This window comes from Streptomyces sp. RGM 3693 (assembly GCF_050471125.1).
Lineage (GTDB): Bacteria > Actinomycetota > Actinomycetes > Streptomycetales > Streptomycetaceae > Streptomyces.
In genome coordinates this window covers 754,635-771,829 of record NZ_JBMPPQ010000003.1, presented here as the reverse complement: position 1 = coordinate 771,829, position 17,195 = coordinate 754,635, and the positions used below count along the sequence as shown (strand labels likewise).

Genomic DNA, 17,195 nt, shown 5'->3' with positions numbered 1-17,195 from the left:
GCCCTCTCATGACGGCTTCGCGGGTCCTTTCGACCGTCTTCCGGAGGGCCCCGATTCGGGCTGTGGCGCGCCTCACATCCGACCCATGTCACGTCCAGGCCGCCTGCTCCCATCTGGTGGGCGTCTGCAAGCGAACCGAGGAGGACGGAACGATGAGCGCACAGCAGGAGACCGGCACGGCGACCGCGCACCGCGTGGTGATCCTGGGGGCGGGTTACGCGGGCATGGGCGCGGCCGTCCAGCTCGCGGCCCGGGTGAAGGGACGCGCGGGGGTGCAGGTGACCGTCGTGAACGCACAGGAGCGGTTCACCGAACGCATGCGGCTGCACATGACAGCGACCGGGCAACAACTCGCCGAGCTGAGCATCCCGGAGCTGCTGGCGGGCACGGGCGTGCGGTTCGTGCGCGGCTGGGTCACGGCGCTGGACGCCGACGCCAAGACCGTACGGATCGACGACGACCGGGTGCTGCCCTACGACACCCTGGTGTACGGGCTGGGCGGGATCGCCGACACCTCGGCGGTGCCTGGGGGCGAGGACCACGCGTACACCCTGAGCAGCGCCCAGGACGCCGAACTGCTGGCCGACCGACTGGCGCGGCTCGACAGCGGCACGGTGGTGGTCGCGGGCAGCGGACTGACCGGGATCGAGTCGGCCGCCGAGATCGCCGAGCAGTACCCGCAGTTGGGCGTGGTGCTGTTGGGTCGGCAGGAGCCCGGTGCGGCCATGAACCCGCGGGCGAGGGCGTATCTGCGTGCCGCGCTCGACCGGTTGGGCGTCCGGGTGCGCGCCGGCGTCGAGGTGGTGAAGGTACTGCCCGACGCAGTGGAGTTGGCGGGCGGGGAGGACATCGCCGCCGCCGCGGTCCTGTGGACGAGCGGCACCAGGGTGTCGCCGCTGGCGGCCGCCGCCGGGCTGGCCGTCGACGAGCACGGACGCATCCGCACCGACGCCGCGCTGCGTTCGGTGTCCCACCCCGACGTGTACGCGATCGGCGACGCCGCCGCGATCCGCCAGGGTTACGGCGTCATACACGGCACCTGCCAGGGCGGCATGCCGACCGGAGTGCACGCCGCGCTCTCGATCGACCGGGTGCTGCGGGGCAAGCGGCCCAAGCCGTTCCGCTTCGGCTACTACCACACGCCGGTGAGCCTGGGGCGCCGTGACGCCGTGGTGCAGTTCACCCGGCCCGACGACAGTCCGCGCCGAATATGCCTGACCGGCCGCATGGCCGTCCGGTACAAGGAGACGGTGACAGCCTCCCCCTGGCCGACCTGGCCGCATGAAGAAGATGCCCGCCTCGGGCGCGATCTGGCCCCGCGGAGGCCGCTTCACCCGGAACCAGGAGGCCCAGTGACCACCCCGTCCGCCCACCCCGACCAGCAGGTCTTCCACGAGCACCGGCGGCTGCTGTTCTCGGTCGCCTACCGCCTCCTGGGCACCGCGGCCGACGCCGAGGACGCGGTCCAGGACGCCTGGATCAAATGGTCGGCCGCGGACCGCTCGCAGGTGGCCGACCCCAAGGCGTACCTGACGCGCATCGTCTCGAACCTGGCGCTGGAACGGCTGCGCTCCACCCGGCACAAGCGCGAGACCTATGTGGGGCCGTGGCTTCCGGAGCCCATCCTCACCGGCGGGGATGCCTCCGAGGTCGTCATGGACGCCGAGTCGGTGTCGATGGCCATGCTGGTGGTGCTGGAGACGCTCAGCCCACTGGAGCGCGCGGTGTTCGTGCTGAAGGAGGTCTTCGACTTCAGCCACGCGGAAATCGGGGAGGCGGTGGAGCGTTCCGAAGTCGCGGTGCGGCAGGCCGCGCACCGTGCTCGCGAGCATGTGCGGGCCCGGCGGCCGCGCTTCGCCGCGGACCGGTCGCGGCAGCGTGAGGCCACCGAGCGGTTCTTCGCCGCCGCGACCGGCGGGGACGTCAACGCCCTGATGGAACTGCTCTCCCCGGACGTCACCCTGTGGACCGACGGCGGCGGCAAGGTCCGCCAGGCGCTGCGCCCGGTCGTGGGCGCGGCCACGGTGGCCGCCTGGTTCGCCGCCATCGGCACCGTTACCTACCAGGGCGTCGAGCCTGCCGATATGAAGGCCGAGCTCGTCGAGATCAACGGCGGGCCGGGCATGGTGTTCAGCGCGCCGGGACGTGTGATCGCCACCGTCACCTTCGACTTCGACGCCGACGGCCGTATCACCGCCCTGCACAACGTGGCCAACCCGGACAAACTCCAGGCCGTCGCCGACGGCACCACGTACAACATCGGGACGCACCGAGCCTGATGGCCGCGTGCTGCGATGCCGATGCCGATGGCTGTGCTGATAGCCATGCCGATGGCGTTCGCGAGGGGGTGACGGGCTGCCGGGGCTTCACTCGTGGTTGCGGAGGAAGGTGGGGATCTCGTCGCGGGTCGGGTAGTTCGGTACGGGTGCGGGCGCGGCCTGGAGGAACGCGGTGATGACGGCGGCGGCTCGGTCGTTGTTGTCGTCCAGGCCGTTCCACATGTGGTGCCCGACTCCGGGCATGTACTGCGTGCGTTGGACGGCGGGGTCATCGGCCAGGACGGCGGTCGCCCATTGACGGACCTGGGAAGAGCATTCGGCGATCATCAGCATCGCGGGGGTCCGGGAGCGCCTCAGTTGCGGGGCGAGGGAGGGCGCGTCCTGCACCGTCTGCTGGACGCGGAGGCTGGCGGCGGGGCTGAAGGAGAAGTTCTGCGCGGTGTCTTCGGTCGGGATGCGGTGCGCGTCGCGCGCACAGTAGGCGGATGCGGTGTCGCTGCCGAGGTCGGCGGCGGTGAACGCGTTGTCGCCTTCGGCCTGTCCGATCAGCCCGGTGTCGGGGGTGAGCAGTCCGAGTCGCATGAGGCCGAATGCGGTGGCGTACCGGGGGACGCGTGTCGACCGCGGTCCGGGCATGGTCGGCGCGAGTCCGACGGCGGACGGCCGGCCCTGGTGCCCGGTGAGGTGCGCGGTGGGGCCGTCCATCGGGCCGGGTTCGGCGATGACCGCCCGGTGCAGGCGTGCGGCGACGTGCGGATCGGCCAGGGCGCGGGTGAGCACGACGCCGCCTGAGGAGAAGCCGAGGACGTCGACCCTGCCCTTGTCCAGGCGGTCGACGAAGGCCCCGAGGTCACGGACCGACCTGGAGATCGTGTACTGGTCCATGGGAAGCAGGTCGCTTCGTCCGCCGCCTGCCTGCTCGTAGGCGTAGACGTCGTAGCCCTGGCGCGCCAGGAGTTGCAGGAACCGGTGGTCGACGAGCGAAATGCCGCGCACCGGCCCGCCGTTGAGGTACACGAACGGGACGGGATGCCGCCGGGGGGCGGTTTTGGCGGGCGGGTAGTGGTACACCGCGACCCGGCTGCCGGTGGCCAGGCTCCAGTGCTGCGTGGCCACGAAGGGCAGGGCGGTTGAGTGCCGCGGGGCCGTGGGCGCGGTGGGGACGCAGACCGACGCCGTCAGCGCTGCCGCGACGACCACCGGCAGGAACAGCACGAGTCGCGCCGCCCGGGTGCGACGCCGTCCCCGCCACAGTGCGGCGACGGTCCCGACGCCAAGGGCCGCCAACCATGCGCCGAACCCCGAGCCCGCCCCGTTGGTGAGGACGATCAACACGAGGAAGACGACGACCAGCGTCGTGACGGCGGCCAGGGCCAGCAGCGAGCGTCCGGCGAAACGGGCAAGGCGTATGGCGAACGTGGGCATGGCGAACGTGGGCACGGCGGACCTCCGAAGTTTCAGAACGCTGTTTCAAAACGACGTTATCAAAGAAGGTAGGCTTCGCGTCATGGGTAGGCCGAGGACGAACGACGAGACCGTCAAAGAGCGACTGGTGGAGTGCGCGACCGAGCTGCTCGCCACCCGTCCGCAGGAGTCGGTCGCGGTCCGCGCCGTGGCCACGGCCGCCGGTGCGTCGACGGCGGCGGTGTACTCCCTGTTCGGCGGCAAGGACGGACTGATCGGAGCGGTGCGCGACCGAGCCGTCACCGGCCTGTTCCAGGCGCTGTCGGCGGTGCCGACCTCCGAGGACGCCCTCGCCGACCTCTACGCACTGGCCGCCGCGTACCGGCGATGGGGACGCGAACACAGGCACCTGTACGCGGTGTTGTTCGGCGGAGTGCAATCCTTCAAGCCGTCCGGGGCGGTCGGTACCAGTGACCCCGTCCGGCCGCTCGTCGCGGCGATCGATCGCGCCGTGGCGGAGTCCGTCCTCGACGGTGAAGTGACGTCGATCGCCGTCTCGCTCTGGGTGACCCTGCACGGGCTGGTGACACTCGAACTCGCCGGGGCCCTCGACGCCCCCACGGCCGAGGCCGCATTCCGGTCGACGATCCAGGCGACGCTGCGGGGCTGGACGACCCCCACGGTATTCCGCCGCCTTCGGCGCGACGAACCCGCTCCCTGATGGAGACCACGGGCACGGGCGGCACCGCCCTCGCCCGCATCCGAGGGTGTCGAACGGTGCCAGCGTCGCCGCCCTCGGCACCTTCTCGCCGTCCCGCTGCACCAAGAACTCCACCGCCGCGGTGATCCGTGCCGCGGCGTCGGCCGGGGTCTCCGCCCCGTTCGGACCCGACACCGCCGCGCGGACGCGGGGCTCGGCGGCGACGAACGGAACGCCGAGCGAGGCAACCCACGACAATGCGCACAAGTGTGCGATGGCAAGATGGCGGCATGGTGACGAATCAGTCGTGGACGGGGCTCCACAGCGACCTGCTGGCGGCGAAGGCGTTGGTGTACGACCCGGGCCGTTTCGCCTGTTCACTGCCGGTGCCCGAACCGGAGGGCGCCGAGTACGCGGCTTGCGCGTTCACGCTCGACGGCCGCTCGGTTCGGTTCCGGGTGGCCAAGACCACCCCGACGAAGGTGGGCCAGTTCGTCACCGTGTGGCAGCGGTCCGAGGAGGGGCCGATCCGCCCCTTCGACGCCGACGACGGGGTGGACCTCTTCGTCATCAGCAGCCGCGACGATGACGGCTTCGGACAGTTCGTGTTCCCGCGCGAGGTGTTGTGCGAGCGCGACATCGTCTCCCGCGACGGCTCCGGCGGGAAGCGTGGATTCCGGGTCTACCCGCCATGGGTGACCACGACCAACCGGCAGGCCCGCAGCACCCAGGCATGGCAGGTGAACTACTTCTTCCACCTCGGCCAGGACGGGCCTGCCGACCTGACGCGCGCCCAGGCCCTCCACCGCCCGTAGGTACGCCTTGCGCCATGCCGTCCGGCTACGGGGGCGAACGGGGCGCGAACGAGCGAACGGGGCGAAGAAGGGACGCCGGGTGAGCCCGATGGCCTGTGCCGGTCCGCTGGCGAAAGAGGAGGCCGGGCCCACTCCGCGCCAGACGGATCGGCTCCGCCCCGCACCGGGCGCAGCGGCACCACGTTGGTCAGCATCGCCGGCACCCGGCGGAGCATGGGCGAACATCGCACGCCTGCCGAAGGATTCCGGCCGCCCCGCCATCGACGTCCGGTGCCAGGACGCCCGGGAGTTCGAGATCCCCGACGACGCGGGCTTCTTCTACTTCTACGAGCCGTTCTCCACGGCCGTCGCCGCCTCGGTGCTCGACAACATCGAGGAATCCCTCGCCCGCTTCCCGCGCACCGCGGTGCTGTGTTTCGTGGGGTCGGCCACTATCCCCGTCTTCGACGGACGCGCAACGTGGTCGCAGTTGGGCGAGACACTCACCTCACCGGACGACGCGTACTACGAAACCCGGCTCTACACGAATACGAGCGGCTGAGGAGCGCCGGCAGCACCATGGGCGGCATCAACCGCTCTACCAGCGCTCCTTCCGGCGCGATTCAGAAGGCCGTGTGGGTGAACCAGCGGTCGAGTACCGTTGCCTGCCCCGAGACGTCGAAGGCTGTCTCCTGGTACGACCGCCGCCCGTAGAGCAGCAGCAGGAGGTCCGCCGCCTGTCCCCGTACCGTCGCCGTCGCCTCGGACGGCGCGGCGTCGGCTCGGGCCCCCGGCAGCAGGCGGAAACCGTCCGGATCCAGCCGCACCCGCCACTCCTCGTCGGTGCCGCCCGCGGAGTCCGCGCACCGGAAGGCGATGGTCTCACCGTTGCCGTGCAGTTTCGTCACGGCCGGGGCGAAGAGGCCCGCGTAGGGCAGGTTGACGAGGAATTCGTCGACGCCGTCCGCCGCCAGCACGGGATCGACGTCCGACTCCTGGCCGACGGCACGTTCCGCGTCCACTCGGTGCACCAGCGTTTCGAACAGCATCCGGCGGGCCCAGAACCGCGCGTGCTGGTCCTCGCCCCAGGCCCACATCGCCGCTTGGGGATCCGTGGCCCGCAGTACGGCGGCCACGTCGGGTACGCCCGCGACCACCCAGTCGGCGTACTCCTCGACGCGCTCCGGCAGTCCCAGCTCGACGTCGCGGCTGCGCGGAGGCTCCTGCACCAACCGGGTCAGCAGCGTGCAGAACCAGCGCTGGAGCGCTCCCACATGCTGGGTGAGCTCGGTCAGCGTCCAGTCGGGGCAGGAGGGCACCGCGGTCGCGGGGTCCGCGCCCTTGGCCAGCTCGGCGAAGTGCAGGGTCTCCCGCTCGATCGCCTGCCGGTAGATGTCGTACGGCAGGGGATGCCCCGTTCGACCAGTCGTTTCCATCAGCTGACGCCTTTCTGTCCACAGCACGGATCCCAGCCTGATCAGTGTGGTGGTTGGAGTCCACTCGAAGGCAAATCCGGGTGGGTGCCTGAGTCGGTGGGGTCCCTATGCGATAGCGCGGATGGTCGGCCATGCGCGTCGGCCGCCCGCGGATCCTCCTGGCGGGCGGCCGACGGTGGGGGATTTCTCCGCCCGGCAGGTCAGGCTCCGGCTGCCGTGACCACCGCGTCCGTGGCGAAGCCGAGGAGGAGGCCGACGAAGATGCCCCAGGTGGTGAGCGTCTTGAGACCGGTCTTGCGGGCGACGGCCAGCAGCTCGATGACCACGTACAGGATGGAGCCGGCGGCCAGGCCGAGGAAGGCGATGGACAGGGTGTCGTTGACCAGGTGCTGGCCGACGATGGTGCCGAGGAAGGTGGGGCCGCCGCCGATCAGGCCCAGCCAGAGCAGGGTGGTCCAGGTCGGGCGCTCACCCTCGGCGGCGAGCGGGGCGACGATGCCGAAGCCTTCGGTGGCGTTGTGCAGGCCGAATCCGATGATCAGCAGCACTGCGAGGGAGAGTTCGCCCTGCGCGGCGGAGTTGCCGATCGCCAGCCCTTCGGCGAAGTTGTGCAGGCCGATGCCGGTCGCGATCATCAGGGCCAGCGAGCTCGCCTGGCTTCGGATCTTGGGTGCCGGCTCGGTGGTGGTGGCCGCGCCGGGCCCGGCGGGGGTGCCGGCGGCTGCCTGGCGCCGACGGGCGATCCAGGCGTCGTAATGCACGAGCCCCACCAACCCGATCCCCAGCCCGGCGGCCAGGACGAGCCCGCCGGTGGCGACAGGCCCCCAGTGGTGCTTGCTCAACCCCTCGTCGATGGGTTCCCAGGCATGGGTCAGGACGTCCCATACGAGGAAGAGCAGGATGCCGATGGCGACGGCGTTCAGCCCGCCCTTCAGGCGGGGCGTCGGCTTGCGGAGTCGACCGATCGGCAAGCCCAGGTAAATGGTGAATCCGGCGATGGCGCCGAGCAGAGCGATGTGCGCGCTGGACATGGGGACTCCGGTCGGAAGGGGTGGGGACGAGCGCAGACACTAAGCCAGGCAAGCCTTACCTAACAATCCCGTCGGTCGGTTTTGGTGGAAGCTTGGTGAAGTCATGACCCCCGGGCAAGCGAGACCGCCCACCGCCCTCGCGGCTCCGTCCTACGGCCGACCACGCGGCTGATGCGCGAGCCGGGGCGGGCGACGTGATGGTCGCCCTCTGGGACGGCCGCCCGGCCCGGGGGCGGGGCGGCACCGCGGCCATCGTGGGCTACGCGCAGGAGCGCGGCGTGCCCCTGGCGTGGATCCGTACGACGGGCGAGCCGCGGGTGGAGTACCGGTTGGACGAGTCCCGCGCCCGCGGAACGCGCGAAGCGGCGTACGAGTTCCGCCAGTACAACGCGGGCAGAGTGCGCGACTTCCCCCGGTTGGTACGCGTCGAGCGGGACCGGCTCAAGCCCGGCTCCGCGGGCCGATCGGCGGCCGTCGAGCAGGCCCACGAGGCCGTCGCCGACTGGATCGTTCCCTACTTCGTCCGGGCGGACACCCTGGCATCGCGGCTGCACCGCCGTTTCCGCGTGGCGAGCGCGGCGATCTTCCTCATGGCGGCGGCGGCCGTCGTCGCCGTCGCCACCCAAGTCACCTTCCTTCCCCGGCACGACTGGATCACCGCGGTGGAGATCGTGCTGCTCGCCCTGCTGCTGGTGGTCCCGACCGCGACCCACCGGCGTCGGGTGCTCGACCGCTGGATCTCCTACCGGTTCCTGGCCGAACGCCTGCGGTCCGAGTACTTCTTCGCGCTGTGCGGAACGAGGAGCCGAAGGGCCCGCACCGATGGCGGAGGCGAGCTCTTCGACCCGTCCGAAGCATGGGTCAGACGGGCCGTGCTGGAAATCACCGCCCGCCGCCCGCCCGTTCGTCTGACGCCGGCGGACGTCCCCGCACTCAAGGAGCACCTCAGTCGGCACTGGATCCGCGCCCAGATCCGCTACCACCAGCAGGCGGCCCGGCGGCACGGTGCCTGGGAGACCAGGCTGTACCTGACGACCACCGTCATCTTCGGTATCACCCTGATCGCCGCCCTCCTTCACATGCTGGGCGCCGGTCAGGACGCGGACCACGACTCCCCGTGGGGACTGCTCCTCATCGTGCTGTCGATCGGCATGCCGACCCTCGGCGCCGCCGTGCACGGCATCCGGACCCAGGCCCAGTTCCGGCAGCACTGCCAGCGCTACCTGCGGATGGCCCAACTGTTGGAGGGCCTCGAAGGGAAGTTGCAGCGGGCCCGCACGCTGGAGCGGATCCGTGAGGTCGCGATCGAGACGGAGCGCGTCATGCGGGAGGAGACCAGTGCCTGGTTCGGCGTCATGCGCTTCCACGACATCGAGCTGATCTCCTGAGGCGCGGGTGCGTGGTCCCACGCGGGGCGACCGGCTAGTGCGGGTTCGTGCCGGCTTTGCTCGGCACCGGGAGCGGGTTGGCGGTGCAGGTCGTGTCGGTGGGCGGGACCGTTCCGTTGAGGAGGTAGCCCTCGACCAGGTTGTCGACGCATGCGTTGTGGTTCTGGAACTGTCCGTGATCACCGCCGCCGCCGACCGTCACCAGACGCGAGCCGGCCAGAGTCCGGTGGTCGCGCAGTGCGCCCTCGTAGTAAGTGGCGGGGTCATGTGTGGAGTTCAGCATGAGGATGGGGGGCAGGTCGCGCCCGGTGATGTGGATGTGGGGTGCGGTGGAGCGCGGCCAGGCGGCGCAGACCGCGGAGTAGGCCAGCGAGCGGGCGCCCACCAGCGGGTAGTCGCGTGTGGCGCGGCCGCTCTGTGCGGTCCAGTAGCTGGTGCTGCGGTTCCAGGGAGTGTCGTTGCAGACGACGGAGAAGAAGTCCGCCACGAAACCCGCGTCGATGGGGTGCGCCAGCGCCGCGGCGAGGGCCTGCTTGGCGGCGGGCGGTGCGGTATCGGGGTGTTCCAGGACCGTCAGAGCGGTGGCGAGCTTCTCGAAGCCCGGGTCGGCCTGGTAGATCGCGTTGCTGGTGGCGGCGTCCAGCTGGTCGGGGGTGATGGTCGTCCCGTCGAGGACCAGCGGGTGCTCGTGCAGCCCGCGGCGTAGGCGCTCGAAGGTCTCCTTGGCCTGTGCGGGCGTCCGGCCTTGGTGGTACACGCCGTCGTTCTTCGCCAGCCAGGGGAGGAAGTCCGCCTCGAACCGGCGCTGGAAGCTGAACGGTTGGGCCTCCATGAACGACTGCCACGTGCCGGTGAAGTCGACGTTGCTGTCGAGGACCATGCGCGCCACGCGGTGCGGGAACTCGGTCGCGTAGGAGGCACCGAGGACGGTGGCGTAGGACGGACCGTAGTAGGAGAGCGTGTCGGCGCCGAGGAGGGACCGGTAGAGGTCCATGTCGTGGACGGCCTGCTCGGTGGTGATGTAGGGCAGCAGGCCCTTGGAGCGGCGTTGGCAGTCGCGGACGAAGGCGCGTGCCTGGGCGAAGGTCTGGTGGATCGCGTCGGCGGAACGGTCGCGTTTGTCGCCGGAGAAGTAGGCGTCGACGGCTGACTGGTCGGAGCAGGTGACCTTGGTGCTGCTGCCGACGCCACGTTGGTCGAAGCTGACGATGTCGTACGTGGCGGCCAGCCCCGGAGCGTAGGCCGCCAGACCTGCGGGCCGCTTGAGGCCGGAGGCTCCGGGGCCGCCGGCGGCCATCATCAGCACACCGCGCCGCTTGGCGGGATCGGTCGCCCGGTGTCGGGAGACCTCCACGGTCAGGTTGGGGCCCTGGTCGGGATGGTGCCAGTCCCGTGGCACGGCCATGGCCGCGCACTCCAGCGCGCCGGAGGCACAGGGCTGCCAGTCGAGATGCTGGTTCAGATAGCGCATGGGTGTGCGCGCGGCGCCTGGGCGGGAGGCGTCCGCGGCCGTGGCACTGTCCGCCCCCGCGACCGGAAGGGCCGCTGCCGCGAGGAGTACGGATGCGGCGACGGCCGCCCAGCGCGTGGATTTCCCGGGTACGGGCATGCGTTCCCCCTTGAGGAATGTCGGTTCCCTCGATACTCGGCCGCCCGGGCCCGGCGATCAATGAAGCCAACTTCCGTACTTGGGGTGGTGCTAGTACCACATCGGCCACCCGGCCACCCGGCCGCCCAGACCGCACAGAAGGTCGGCGCCGAGCAGGTCGCCGTGCTCGACGCCGAGTCTCCTGTGACGGTGACTTCCTGGGCTGCTGTGGTCGACTGCCGGCGCGTTGGAGCAGGACCGCTACGTCCTCAATCCTGCGGCCAGAGTCGGCAGTGGTGTTCGGCGGCGCCGTCCACGCGGTGGATCCCGCCGGGCCCGGTGTCGAGCTGCTGGACGTACGGGGCAGCGGCCCGGGCGGGCGTCCGTGGCCAGTGCGGCAGGTCCCGGCGGTCGGGTGCGCCGGTGCGCGCGAACGTCGTCCAGTAGTCGATCATGTGGGCGGCCAGCCTGTTCTGCGCGGGGGTGAAGGAGGCGGGCCGGCCGCCGAGGTCGAACAGGTAGGGGAGGTCGGTGGCGTGCGCGGCGCCCAATGGGAGTTGCGGCGACTGGGGGTAGCCGAGGCTGGGTGCCTGGCGGTCGGCGAACTCGTAGGCGTAGGTGGCGGTGTGGCGGGCGAGTAGCCGGTCGGCGGTGAGTGTCGGGCAGGCGAAGGCCCGGTCGGTGTTCAGCGCCGCCCAGGCAAGTGCCGGTGTGCCGTACGCGGTGGGGGAGTAGACCGCTGCCAGGCGCCGGGCGCGGTCGCCGAAGGTGTCCAGCAGCAGGGCGCGGTAGGAGTCGGTGGTGATCGGATGTTGCTGTTGAAGGGGGGCGACGTAGGCCCGCATCTCGTCGCGGGTGTTGCCCTGTAGGACGGGGACCCGGTGGAATCGGCCCTCGCGCAACGCGGTCGCCGGGCGTTGGGGCACCAGGGGAGTGTCGTAGGCGATCTGTTGGAAGTTCTGGTTGGCGCTCAGCAGTGTGGCGGCGGGCTTGGCGCGCAGGCACGACAGCGCTCGGGCCGGCTGCGGACAGCCCAGGGCGGTGGCAGCCTGCTGGCCCGCGGACCGCACAGCCGCCTGTGACGTCCATGGCGAGAAGTCTGCGACACCCGGATAGACGGCGTTCTTGCCGAAGTCGACCGAGCAGGCGCCGCTTTGAACGATCGCTTTGGCGAACAGCCCGGCTGCGCTCGGCGACGTCAGCTGGGTGCAGGTGCTCATTCCGCCGGCTGATTCCCCGGCGAGCGTCACGTTGCGCGGGTCGCCGCCGAATGAGGTGGCGTTGCGCTGTACCCAGTGCAGCGCGGCCTGTTGGTCGGCCAGTCCGAAGTCGCCCGAGCCGTTGAGGCCCGGGTAGCCGAAGTTGCCGAAGACGCCCAGTCGGTAGTTGAGCGTCACCACGACGACGTGCCCGCGCACGGCCATCCGGTGCGCGTCGTAGCTGCTGCCGGCGCCGGTGAGGAACCCGCCGCCGTGTAGCCAGACCACGATCGGTAGCGGCCGGTGCCGATCGGTACGGGGGAGGGTGACGTTCAGGTGGAGGCAGTCCTCGTTCGTGCTGCCGCTGTGAGCCTCGCTGTTGGGTGTTTGCGGGCATGGGCTGCCGGGCTGGCTGGCGTCTCGTATGCCTGGCCACGGGCGGGCCGGGCCGGGCGGCCGCCACCGTAACGGGCCCACCGGCGCCGCCGCATACGGGATTCCGGCGAACGTCTGGTAGTCCCCGTGGTCAACGCCGCGTACCAAGCCTGTTTCGGTGGCCACGACCGGCCGCTTCGGCGCGTCCGAGGCCACCGCCGGAACGGCTGGTGAAGTCAGGCATGCGGCCAGTGTCAGCCCGGCGGCAAGGGCGAGCGGAACACGGCGACGCGATATCAGTCTCATCAATCCTCCCTGAGGTTGGGGTAGTTCAGGGGTAGTTCAGGAGGTCCAGGTCCAGGTCCAGGTCCAGGTCCGAGGTCGGGGCCCGGAGGTCCGGAGGGCAGTGGGTGTCCTGTGCCATGCCTGGCTCCTGAGAGTTGGCCTCCCGTTGCTCCCCTGGGTGTGCTCATGTCCCAGACTGATCGCCCGACCGGCTCCCTGGTAGAGCCAAGCCTCATGCGCTTCGCCATGACATTTGTCGTGGTGCGCGGTCAACACCGCTCATTCCCCGCACGCTCGTCGGCGTCAGCGCCTGTCAGCCCCTGACCAGACAGAAAGGATGCCCGGCCGGATCGGTGAGGACCCGCCACCGGTCCTGGTTCGGCTGGTGGTCAGGCTTGCTCGCCCCCAGCTCAAGAAGCCGGTTCTCGGCTTCGTCCAGGTCGTCGACCGCGAAGTCGAGGTGGAACTGCTGAGGAACCGTTTGGTGGGGCCAGCGCCCATACCAATACCAATACCAATGGCAATGGCAATGGCAATACCAATGTCGGCGTCAGTGCCGGCAGTCGCGAGGGGTCTGCCGGAGGATTCACCCGCGGTGCCGGAGGCGCAATGCCAGGGCCGGGCACTGGTTGACGGCGCGGCGGGCGCCGTGCTCCTGCCAGGGGGAGACCGGGATGGTGGTGGAGGGGGGGTAGCCGTGCGGGCCGAGGCGGATGAGGTCAGGGGCCAGCACGGCGCACAGGCCATGGCCCGTGCAGCGGGACCAGTCCACCTCCAGCCGGGCGCCCTTTGCGCGGGGGAGGGGCAGCGCGCCGCGCACGGGGCGGCCGCAGCCGGGCCCGGAGAGGTGCGCGTCGACGTCCTCGGAGAAGACGTCGAGCGCGGTGAGTACGAAGCGGGCCGTGCCGTCCGGGTGCGAGCAGGCACCACCGCCCTGAGCCGCACCGAGGGCACGCCGGGCGTCCTCCAGTACCGCGGGCTCGGCGGCACCGGCGGCCAGCAATGCGAGGGCCTCGGCGGCGGCGGGCAGGCCGTGCTTGCACGGTCCGCACTGGCCGGCGGACTCGGCCGCCAGCCAGGCCGCGACCTGGGCGGTCTCGCCGAGCGGGCAGGTGTCGTTGGGGAGCGCGACGATGGCGCCCGCACCAAGGGTTCCGCCGAGGTCGGCGAGTCCGGCGCGGGACAGCGGCGCGTCTACGGCGGCCGACGGGTGCAGCCAGGCGCCGTGGTAGCCGCCCACCAGCACCCCCGCGCCCGGCTGGAGGCCGCAGGCGTCCAGGACCGGGCCCAGTCGGGTGCCGGTCGGAACCTCGACCACCAGCGGACCGGTGCCCGGCCGGTTGACGGTGAGCAGGACCGTGCCGGGTTCGGCGGCGGTGCCGACGGCGGCGTGGGCATCGGGTCCGAGCCGGGCCGCGATGGCGAGTTGAGCCCAGGTCTCGGCGTTGGAGAGGAGCGTCGGACGGCGGCGCACGCCGCCCGTTCCGCCGTCGGCCGCGCGGGTCTTCAGCGGCGCCGGTACCGCCGGCAGACCGTTGACGCCACGGATCAGGGCCCCGGACTCGCCGGAGACGAAGCGTTCGGGCAGGCACACGGTCCGGGCCGGGCAGGGAAGTTCGCGCTCGGCGAGGGCGGCCGGGACCGATATCTCGCCGGGGCTGCCCGCGGCGACACCGATCACGATCTCCTCGGCGCCGAACGCGGCCGCGGCCAGGCAGGCGCCGTCCAGCACCAGATGCGGCGCGCGGCCGAGCAGCGTCGCGTCCTTGGCGCTGGAGGGTTCGCCCTCGGCGCCGTTCACCACGATGACGGGCGGCGCGCCGGTGCGGTCGGCGGTGGCCAGTGTGGCCCGGGCCTTGCGGGCGAACGGGAAACCGGCGCCGCCGCGGCCGGGCAGCTCGACGGCCGCGGCCAGGGCGAGCAGGCCGTCCCGGTCCGGCTGCGGGAGCGGTGGGTGGACGTGGGTGTGTGCGGCGAGGTCCAGGCGCTGGTGGCGGTCCAGGCCGGCGGTCAGCCGGGCCGAACCCAGCCAGCGCACCTCGGGCAGCTCCAGCGGGGCGTCCTTCACTCGCCGCTCCCCGGTTGGGCCAGCCGGAACGGCCGGGTCCCCGGTCCCGCGGCGTGCTTGGGCTGCCTGGCCGGTCCGGCACTCTGCGCGGGCCGGGGAGCCGTCGTCGTCGGTTCCGCGGCCCAGGAGATCGGACGGGCGCGAGTGAGGGGCCGGCCGGGCCGCGTGGACAGGGCGGCCAGCGCGGCCGGGCGGGCGGTAGCGGGCCGGTACGCCTTGGCGTCGCGCCGGCGCCGGCTCCGGGTCCGGTGGCGGCCCAGGTAGGAAAGTGCACGGACCAACAGTGCGAGCGCCACCAGGGCCGCGCACAGGCCGTAGCCCCAGAGCACCCATGGGTGTGCCTGGCGCCCCGCCGTCAGCCCGTGCGCCAGCGCGATCGGCCAGCAGGCGTACGCCGTCGAGTGCAGCACCCGCCACAGCCAGGGGCGGCGGCTGCCGGCGAACCGACCGCGGAGCACACCGGTGGCCGCGATGAGGACGAGCAGGTCGGCGGCGACGGTGCCCAGGCTCGCCGTGAGGGCGGCGCCGCCGGTGAACGGGACCACTGCGGTCTGCGGGGCGGCGTGCCGCTCGGCGATCTTGACCGCGATGTGGGTGGCCAGGAAGCCGAGCGCTGCGACGGCGCTCGCCCGGTGCACCGACTGCACGGCGACCCGAAGCCGGGGGGTGAGCACCAGCCGGTCGGTGGCGGCGAGCCCGCACGTCACCACGGCGGTCAGCGAGAGCAGGGTGAAGACGCCGGCGAAGTGGTCGAGGAAGGCCATCGTCCGGGCGGCTACTCCGGCCGACGCGGCGCCGACCGGAGGATGGGCGAGCAGGGCGAGGCTGGAGATGGGGCACCTTCTTCCTTGCGCTCGGGTCACGCAGCCGAGGGCGTGGCGGGGCCGGATCGGGATCCGGCCCGAATGCCCATGTCGGAGAGGGCACCGCCGGGTGTGGCATGGCGGCCCTACACGACAGCGCACATTGTTAGCTCGTAGCCCAGCCGGCGACAACGCTCCCTGCTACGACCCACGACCGTAGCGAGGTCCCGACGTCGGCGCCGGTTTCTCGGAGCCCGGCCGGGAGTTCGGGTCTACGGCCGCGCGTAGTAGATGCCGGTCGTGCTGTGACCCGTCTCACCCGCGCGGGAGCCGTGGGGCGCGCCGAGATCCCCACCCAGGCGATGGGCGGGGGCGGACCGCGGCCGCAGGTGACCGGCGGCCGTCCCGGCCGCCGACCCGCCGCAGGCCGACCGTGCGGGCCGTCGGCGAAGGGACGGGCGAGGCCACACCAGCCGTAGCCGTGACCGCAGCCGCTGGTGTGGGTGTGTGGGTGTCCGTGGGCGGGCCCGAGGGCCCGTGTCGGGGACTCCTCGCACGTCAACGGCGCCGCACAGGAGCCTCCTGCCTGCAGAACCTCCTGTGCGGCGCCGTGCCTGCGGATATCAACTCAACCGGTCATGGCGGGGGAACGGGCGGAACTCGGGGCCGTAGGTGCCCGCGGCGTCGGGAATAGCGATCTCCATCAGTTCCACCGCCGGGGTCTCCAGCCCGCGCATGGCGTGGACTGCCGCGCTCAGGGCACGGTGACCGCCCCCGTCCCAGGCCCGGTCGAGGGTCGTGAGCACGGCGTGGTAGTTGGCGTCGAAACGGTCCAAGAGCCGCCGAACGTGCTCCGGGGGGTGGGGCCAACCGTCAGCCGGTACCCGGGCCATGGGGCGGACGTCCGGGAAGGGTACGGGCGCGCCGGAGAACTCCGATCTGTCTCCCACCTTGCGCAGCCGTTGTCCGTGGTAGATCTCACCGAAGGCGTAGTAATGCGCCGGATGGTCGTCCTCGAAGGTGTCGGAGGGGGAGCTGGCGGTGCCCTCGCCCTGCTCCTTGACGATCTCGATGGCGTACTCGACGTCGTCGAGGTTCTCGACCGGCCGCAGCACGTCCGAGCCGATGTGCATGGACAGTTGCCCTCGCGTCGACAGTTCGGGCTCCGCCTTCCGGAACGCCTGCTGCAGATCGCTGTAGAAGAGGCCAATGCTGAGCGAGTTGTTCACGCCCTGGGCGAGCGGGGCTTCCGGAGCCTCGATCGCCATCATCACGTCGTGCACGAGTGACTTGGTGAGCCCTGACAGGTACACGTTCACGTCGGCGCGCACGCCGCCGGGTAGTGGGCCTGGGTAGGTGGGTGCCGCATCCCTGATGTTCGGACGCCCGCCCACCGCGACAAGCAGGTTGGACACCACGCCCAAGTGGTACATCTCGTCGCCGACGATGCGGCGGAGCAACCGGGCGGCCTCGCTGTCGCGGTCCTTGATAGACCACCAGCCGCACAAGTACACGGGGATGGTGGCGAGTTCGAGTTCCACGGCGGCTTGGAGGGCCGACCTGATCCAGGTCACCCCGCGGCCCGCTTCGGGAACGGCGAGGAGGCGCCGCACGGAGCCGTGGTCGGGCGTGGTGGGAGGGCCGTCCGTCGGCGGCTCGGTGGCCTGCGCGGTACCGGCGGCCGAGGCCGGTGCGGCGACCGCAAGAGCAGCCGATGCCAGGAAACTCCGGCGCTTGAACCGGGAGTCTGCCAGGGTGTTCGGAGCTTCTGCCGCGTCAGTCACCGTTGCCTCCGCTCACAACCGTGGTCCCGCCTCGGCTGCAGTTGCCTGGGTTCCTTCGGAC

The 17,195-nt window shown here is 71.5% G+C and carries 13 protein-coding genes and 3 pseudogenes; 6 read left to right on the top strand and 10 right to left on the bottom strand.

The window, feature by feature from the left end:
* The first annotated feature begins 152 nt into the window (after positions 1 to 152).
* Together ACO0M4_RS32130 and ACO0M4_RS32125 are read left to right on the top strand one after the other, a co-directional pair.
* A pseudogene (locus tag ACO0M4_RS32130) lies at positions 153 to 1,356 on the top strand (NAD(P)/FAD-dependent oxidoreductase).
* Positions 1,353 to 2,279, top strand: a complete 927-nt coding sequence (locus tag ACO0M4_RS32125; protein WP_430374590.1) for an RNA polymerase sigma-70 factor — start codon at positions 1,353 to 1,355, stop codon at positions 2,277 to 2,279. The pseudogene ACO0M4_RS32130 and the gene ACO0M4_RS32125 overlap by 4 nt, the downstream one beginning before the upstream one ends.
* Positions 2,280 to 2,366: 87 nt before the next feature.
* Here the strand turns inward: ACO0M4_RS32125 and ACO0M4_RS32120 are convergent, their stop codons facing one another.
* Positions 2,367 to 3,719, bottom strand: coding sequence for an alpha/beta hydrolase (locus tag ACO0M4_RS32120; protein WP_430374589.1), 1,353 nt, complete (start codon positions 3,717 to 3,719; stop codon positions 2,367 to 2,369).
* Positions 3,720 to 3,786: 67 nt separating this feature from the next.
* Here ACO0M4_RS32120 and ACO0M4_RS32115 point away from each other — a divergent pair, with 67 nt between their 5' ends.
* Entirely contained in the window at positions 3,787 to 4,404 is a 618-nt protein-coding gene (locus ACO0M4_RS32115; protein ID WP_430374588.1) for a TetR-like C-terminal domain-containing protein, read from the top strand.
* 42 nt (positions 4,405 to 4,446) lie between these two features.
* Here ACO0M4_RS32115 and ACO0M4_RS32110 read toward each other — a convergent pair.
* Positions 4,447 to 4,623: pseudogene (locus ACO0M4_RS32110) on the bottom strand (alpha/beta hydrolase); the annotation flags it as partial.
* 50 nt (positions 4,624 to 4,673) lie between these two features.
* On the opposite strand from ACO0M4_RS32110, the gene ACO0M4_RS32105 reads away from it, so the two are divergent.
* A complete protein-coding gene (locus ACO0M4_RS32105; protein ID WP_430374587.1) occupies positions 4,674 to 5,198 on the top strand; it encodes a MepB family protein in 525 nt (174 codons plus the stop codon).
* 79 nt (positions 5,199 to 5,277) lie between these two features.
* Complete coding sequence (locus ACO0M4_RS32100; RefSeq protein WP_430374586.1) at positions 5,278 to 5,739, top strand: hypothetical protein; 462 nt, start codon at positions 5,278 to 5,280, stop codon at positions 5,737 to 5,739.
* Positions 5,740 to 5,800: 61 nt separating this feature from the next.
* Here ACO0M4_RS32100 and ACO0M4_RS32095 read toward each other — a convergent pair whose 3' ends face one another.
* The gene (locus ACO0M4_RS32095; protein ID WP_430374585.1) at positions 5,801 to 6,613 is read right to left on the bottom strand and encodes a maleylpyruvate isomerase family mycothiol-dependent enzyme; all 813 of its coding nucleotides are present in this window, start codon (positions 6,611 to 6,613) and stop codon (positions 5,801 to 5,803) included.
* 200 nt (positions 6,614 to 6,813) lie between these two features.
* Positions 6,814 to 7,644, bottom strand: coding sequence for a ZIP family metal transporter (locus tag ACO0M4_RS32090; protein ID WP_430374584.1), 831 nt, complete (start codon positions 7,642 to 7,644; stop codon positions 6,814 to 6,816).
* A gap of 194 nt (positions 7,645 to 7,838) precedes the next feature.
* Here ACO0M4_RS32090 and ACO0M4_RS32085 point away from each other — a divergent pair, with 194 nt between their 5' ends.
* Positions 7,839 to 9,032: a hypothetical protein gene (locus ACO0M4_RS32085; protein ID WP_430374583.1), complete on the top strand. Its 1,194-nt coding sequence runs from the start codon at positions 7,839 to 7,841 to the stop codon at positions 9,030 to 9,032.
* Positions 9,033 to 9,066: 34 nt separating this feature from the next.
* Here the strand turns inward: ACO0M4_RS32085 and ACO0M4_RS32080 are convergent, their stop codons facing one another.
* From ACO0M4_RS32080 to ACO0M4_RS32055, 6 genes and pseudogenes are all read right to left on the bottom strand, one after another.
* A complete protein-coding gene (locus ACO0M4_RS32080; RefSeq protein ID WP_430374582.1) occupies positions 9,067 to 10,641 on the bottom strand; it encodes an alpha/beta hydrolase in 1,575 nt (524 codons plus the stop codon).
* Positions 10,642 to 10,889: 248 nt separating this feature from the next.
* Positions 10,890 to 12,500 (bottom strand): carboxylesterase/lipase family protein, encoded by a 1,611-nt coding sequence (locus tag ACO0M4_RS32075; RefSeq protein ID WP_430374581.1) that lies wholly within the window; start codon positions 12,498 to 12,500, stop codon positions 10,890 to 10,892.
* Positions 12,501 to 12,792: 292 nt separating this feature from the next.
* Positions 12,793 to 12,999: pseudogene (locus ACO0M4_RS32070) on the bottom strand (VOC family protein); the annotation flags it as partial.
* 66 nt (positions 13,000 to 13,065) lie between these two features.
* Positions 13,066 to 14,547: an NADH-ubiquinone oxidoreductase-F iron-sulfur binding region domain-containing protein gene (locus ACO0M4_RS32065; protein WP_430374580.1), complete on the bottom strand. Its 1,482-nt coding sequence runs from the start codon at positions 14,545 to 14,547 to the stop codon at positions 13,066 to 13,068.
* Positions 14,544 to 15,311: a hypothetical protein gene (locus tag ACO0M4_RS32060; RefSeq protein WP_430374579.1), complete on the bottom strand. Its 768-nt coding sequence runs from the start codon at positions 15,309 to 15,311 to the stop codon at positions 14,544 to 14,546. The genes ACO0M4_RS32065 and ACO0M4_RS32060 overlap by 4 nt, the downstream gene beginning before the upstream one ends.
* 662 nt (positions 15,312 to 15,973) lie before the next feature.
* Positions 15,974 to 17,134, bottom strand: coding sequence for a ferritin-like domain-containing protein (locus tag ACO0M4_RS32055; protein ID WP_430374578.1), 1,161 nt, complete (start codon positions 17,132 to 17,134; stop codon positions 15,974 to 15,976).
* Between the last annotated feature and the right edge of the window lie 61 nt (positions 17,135 to 17,195).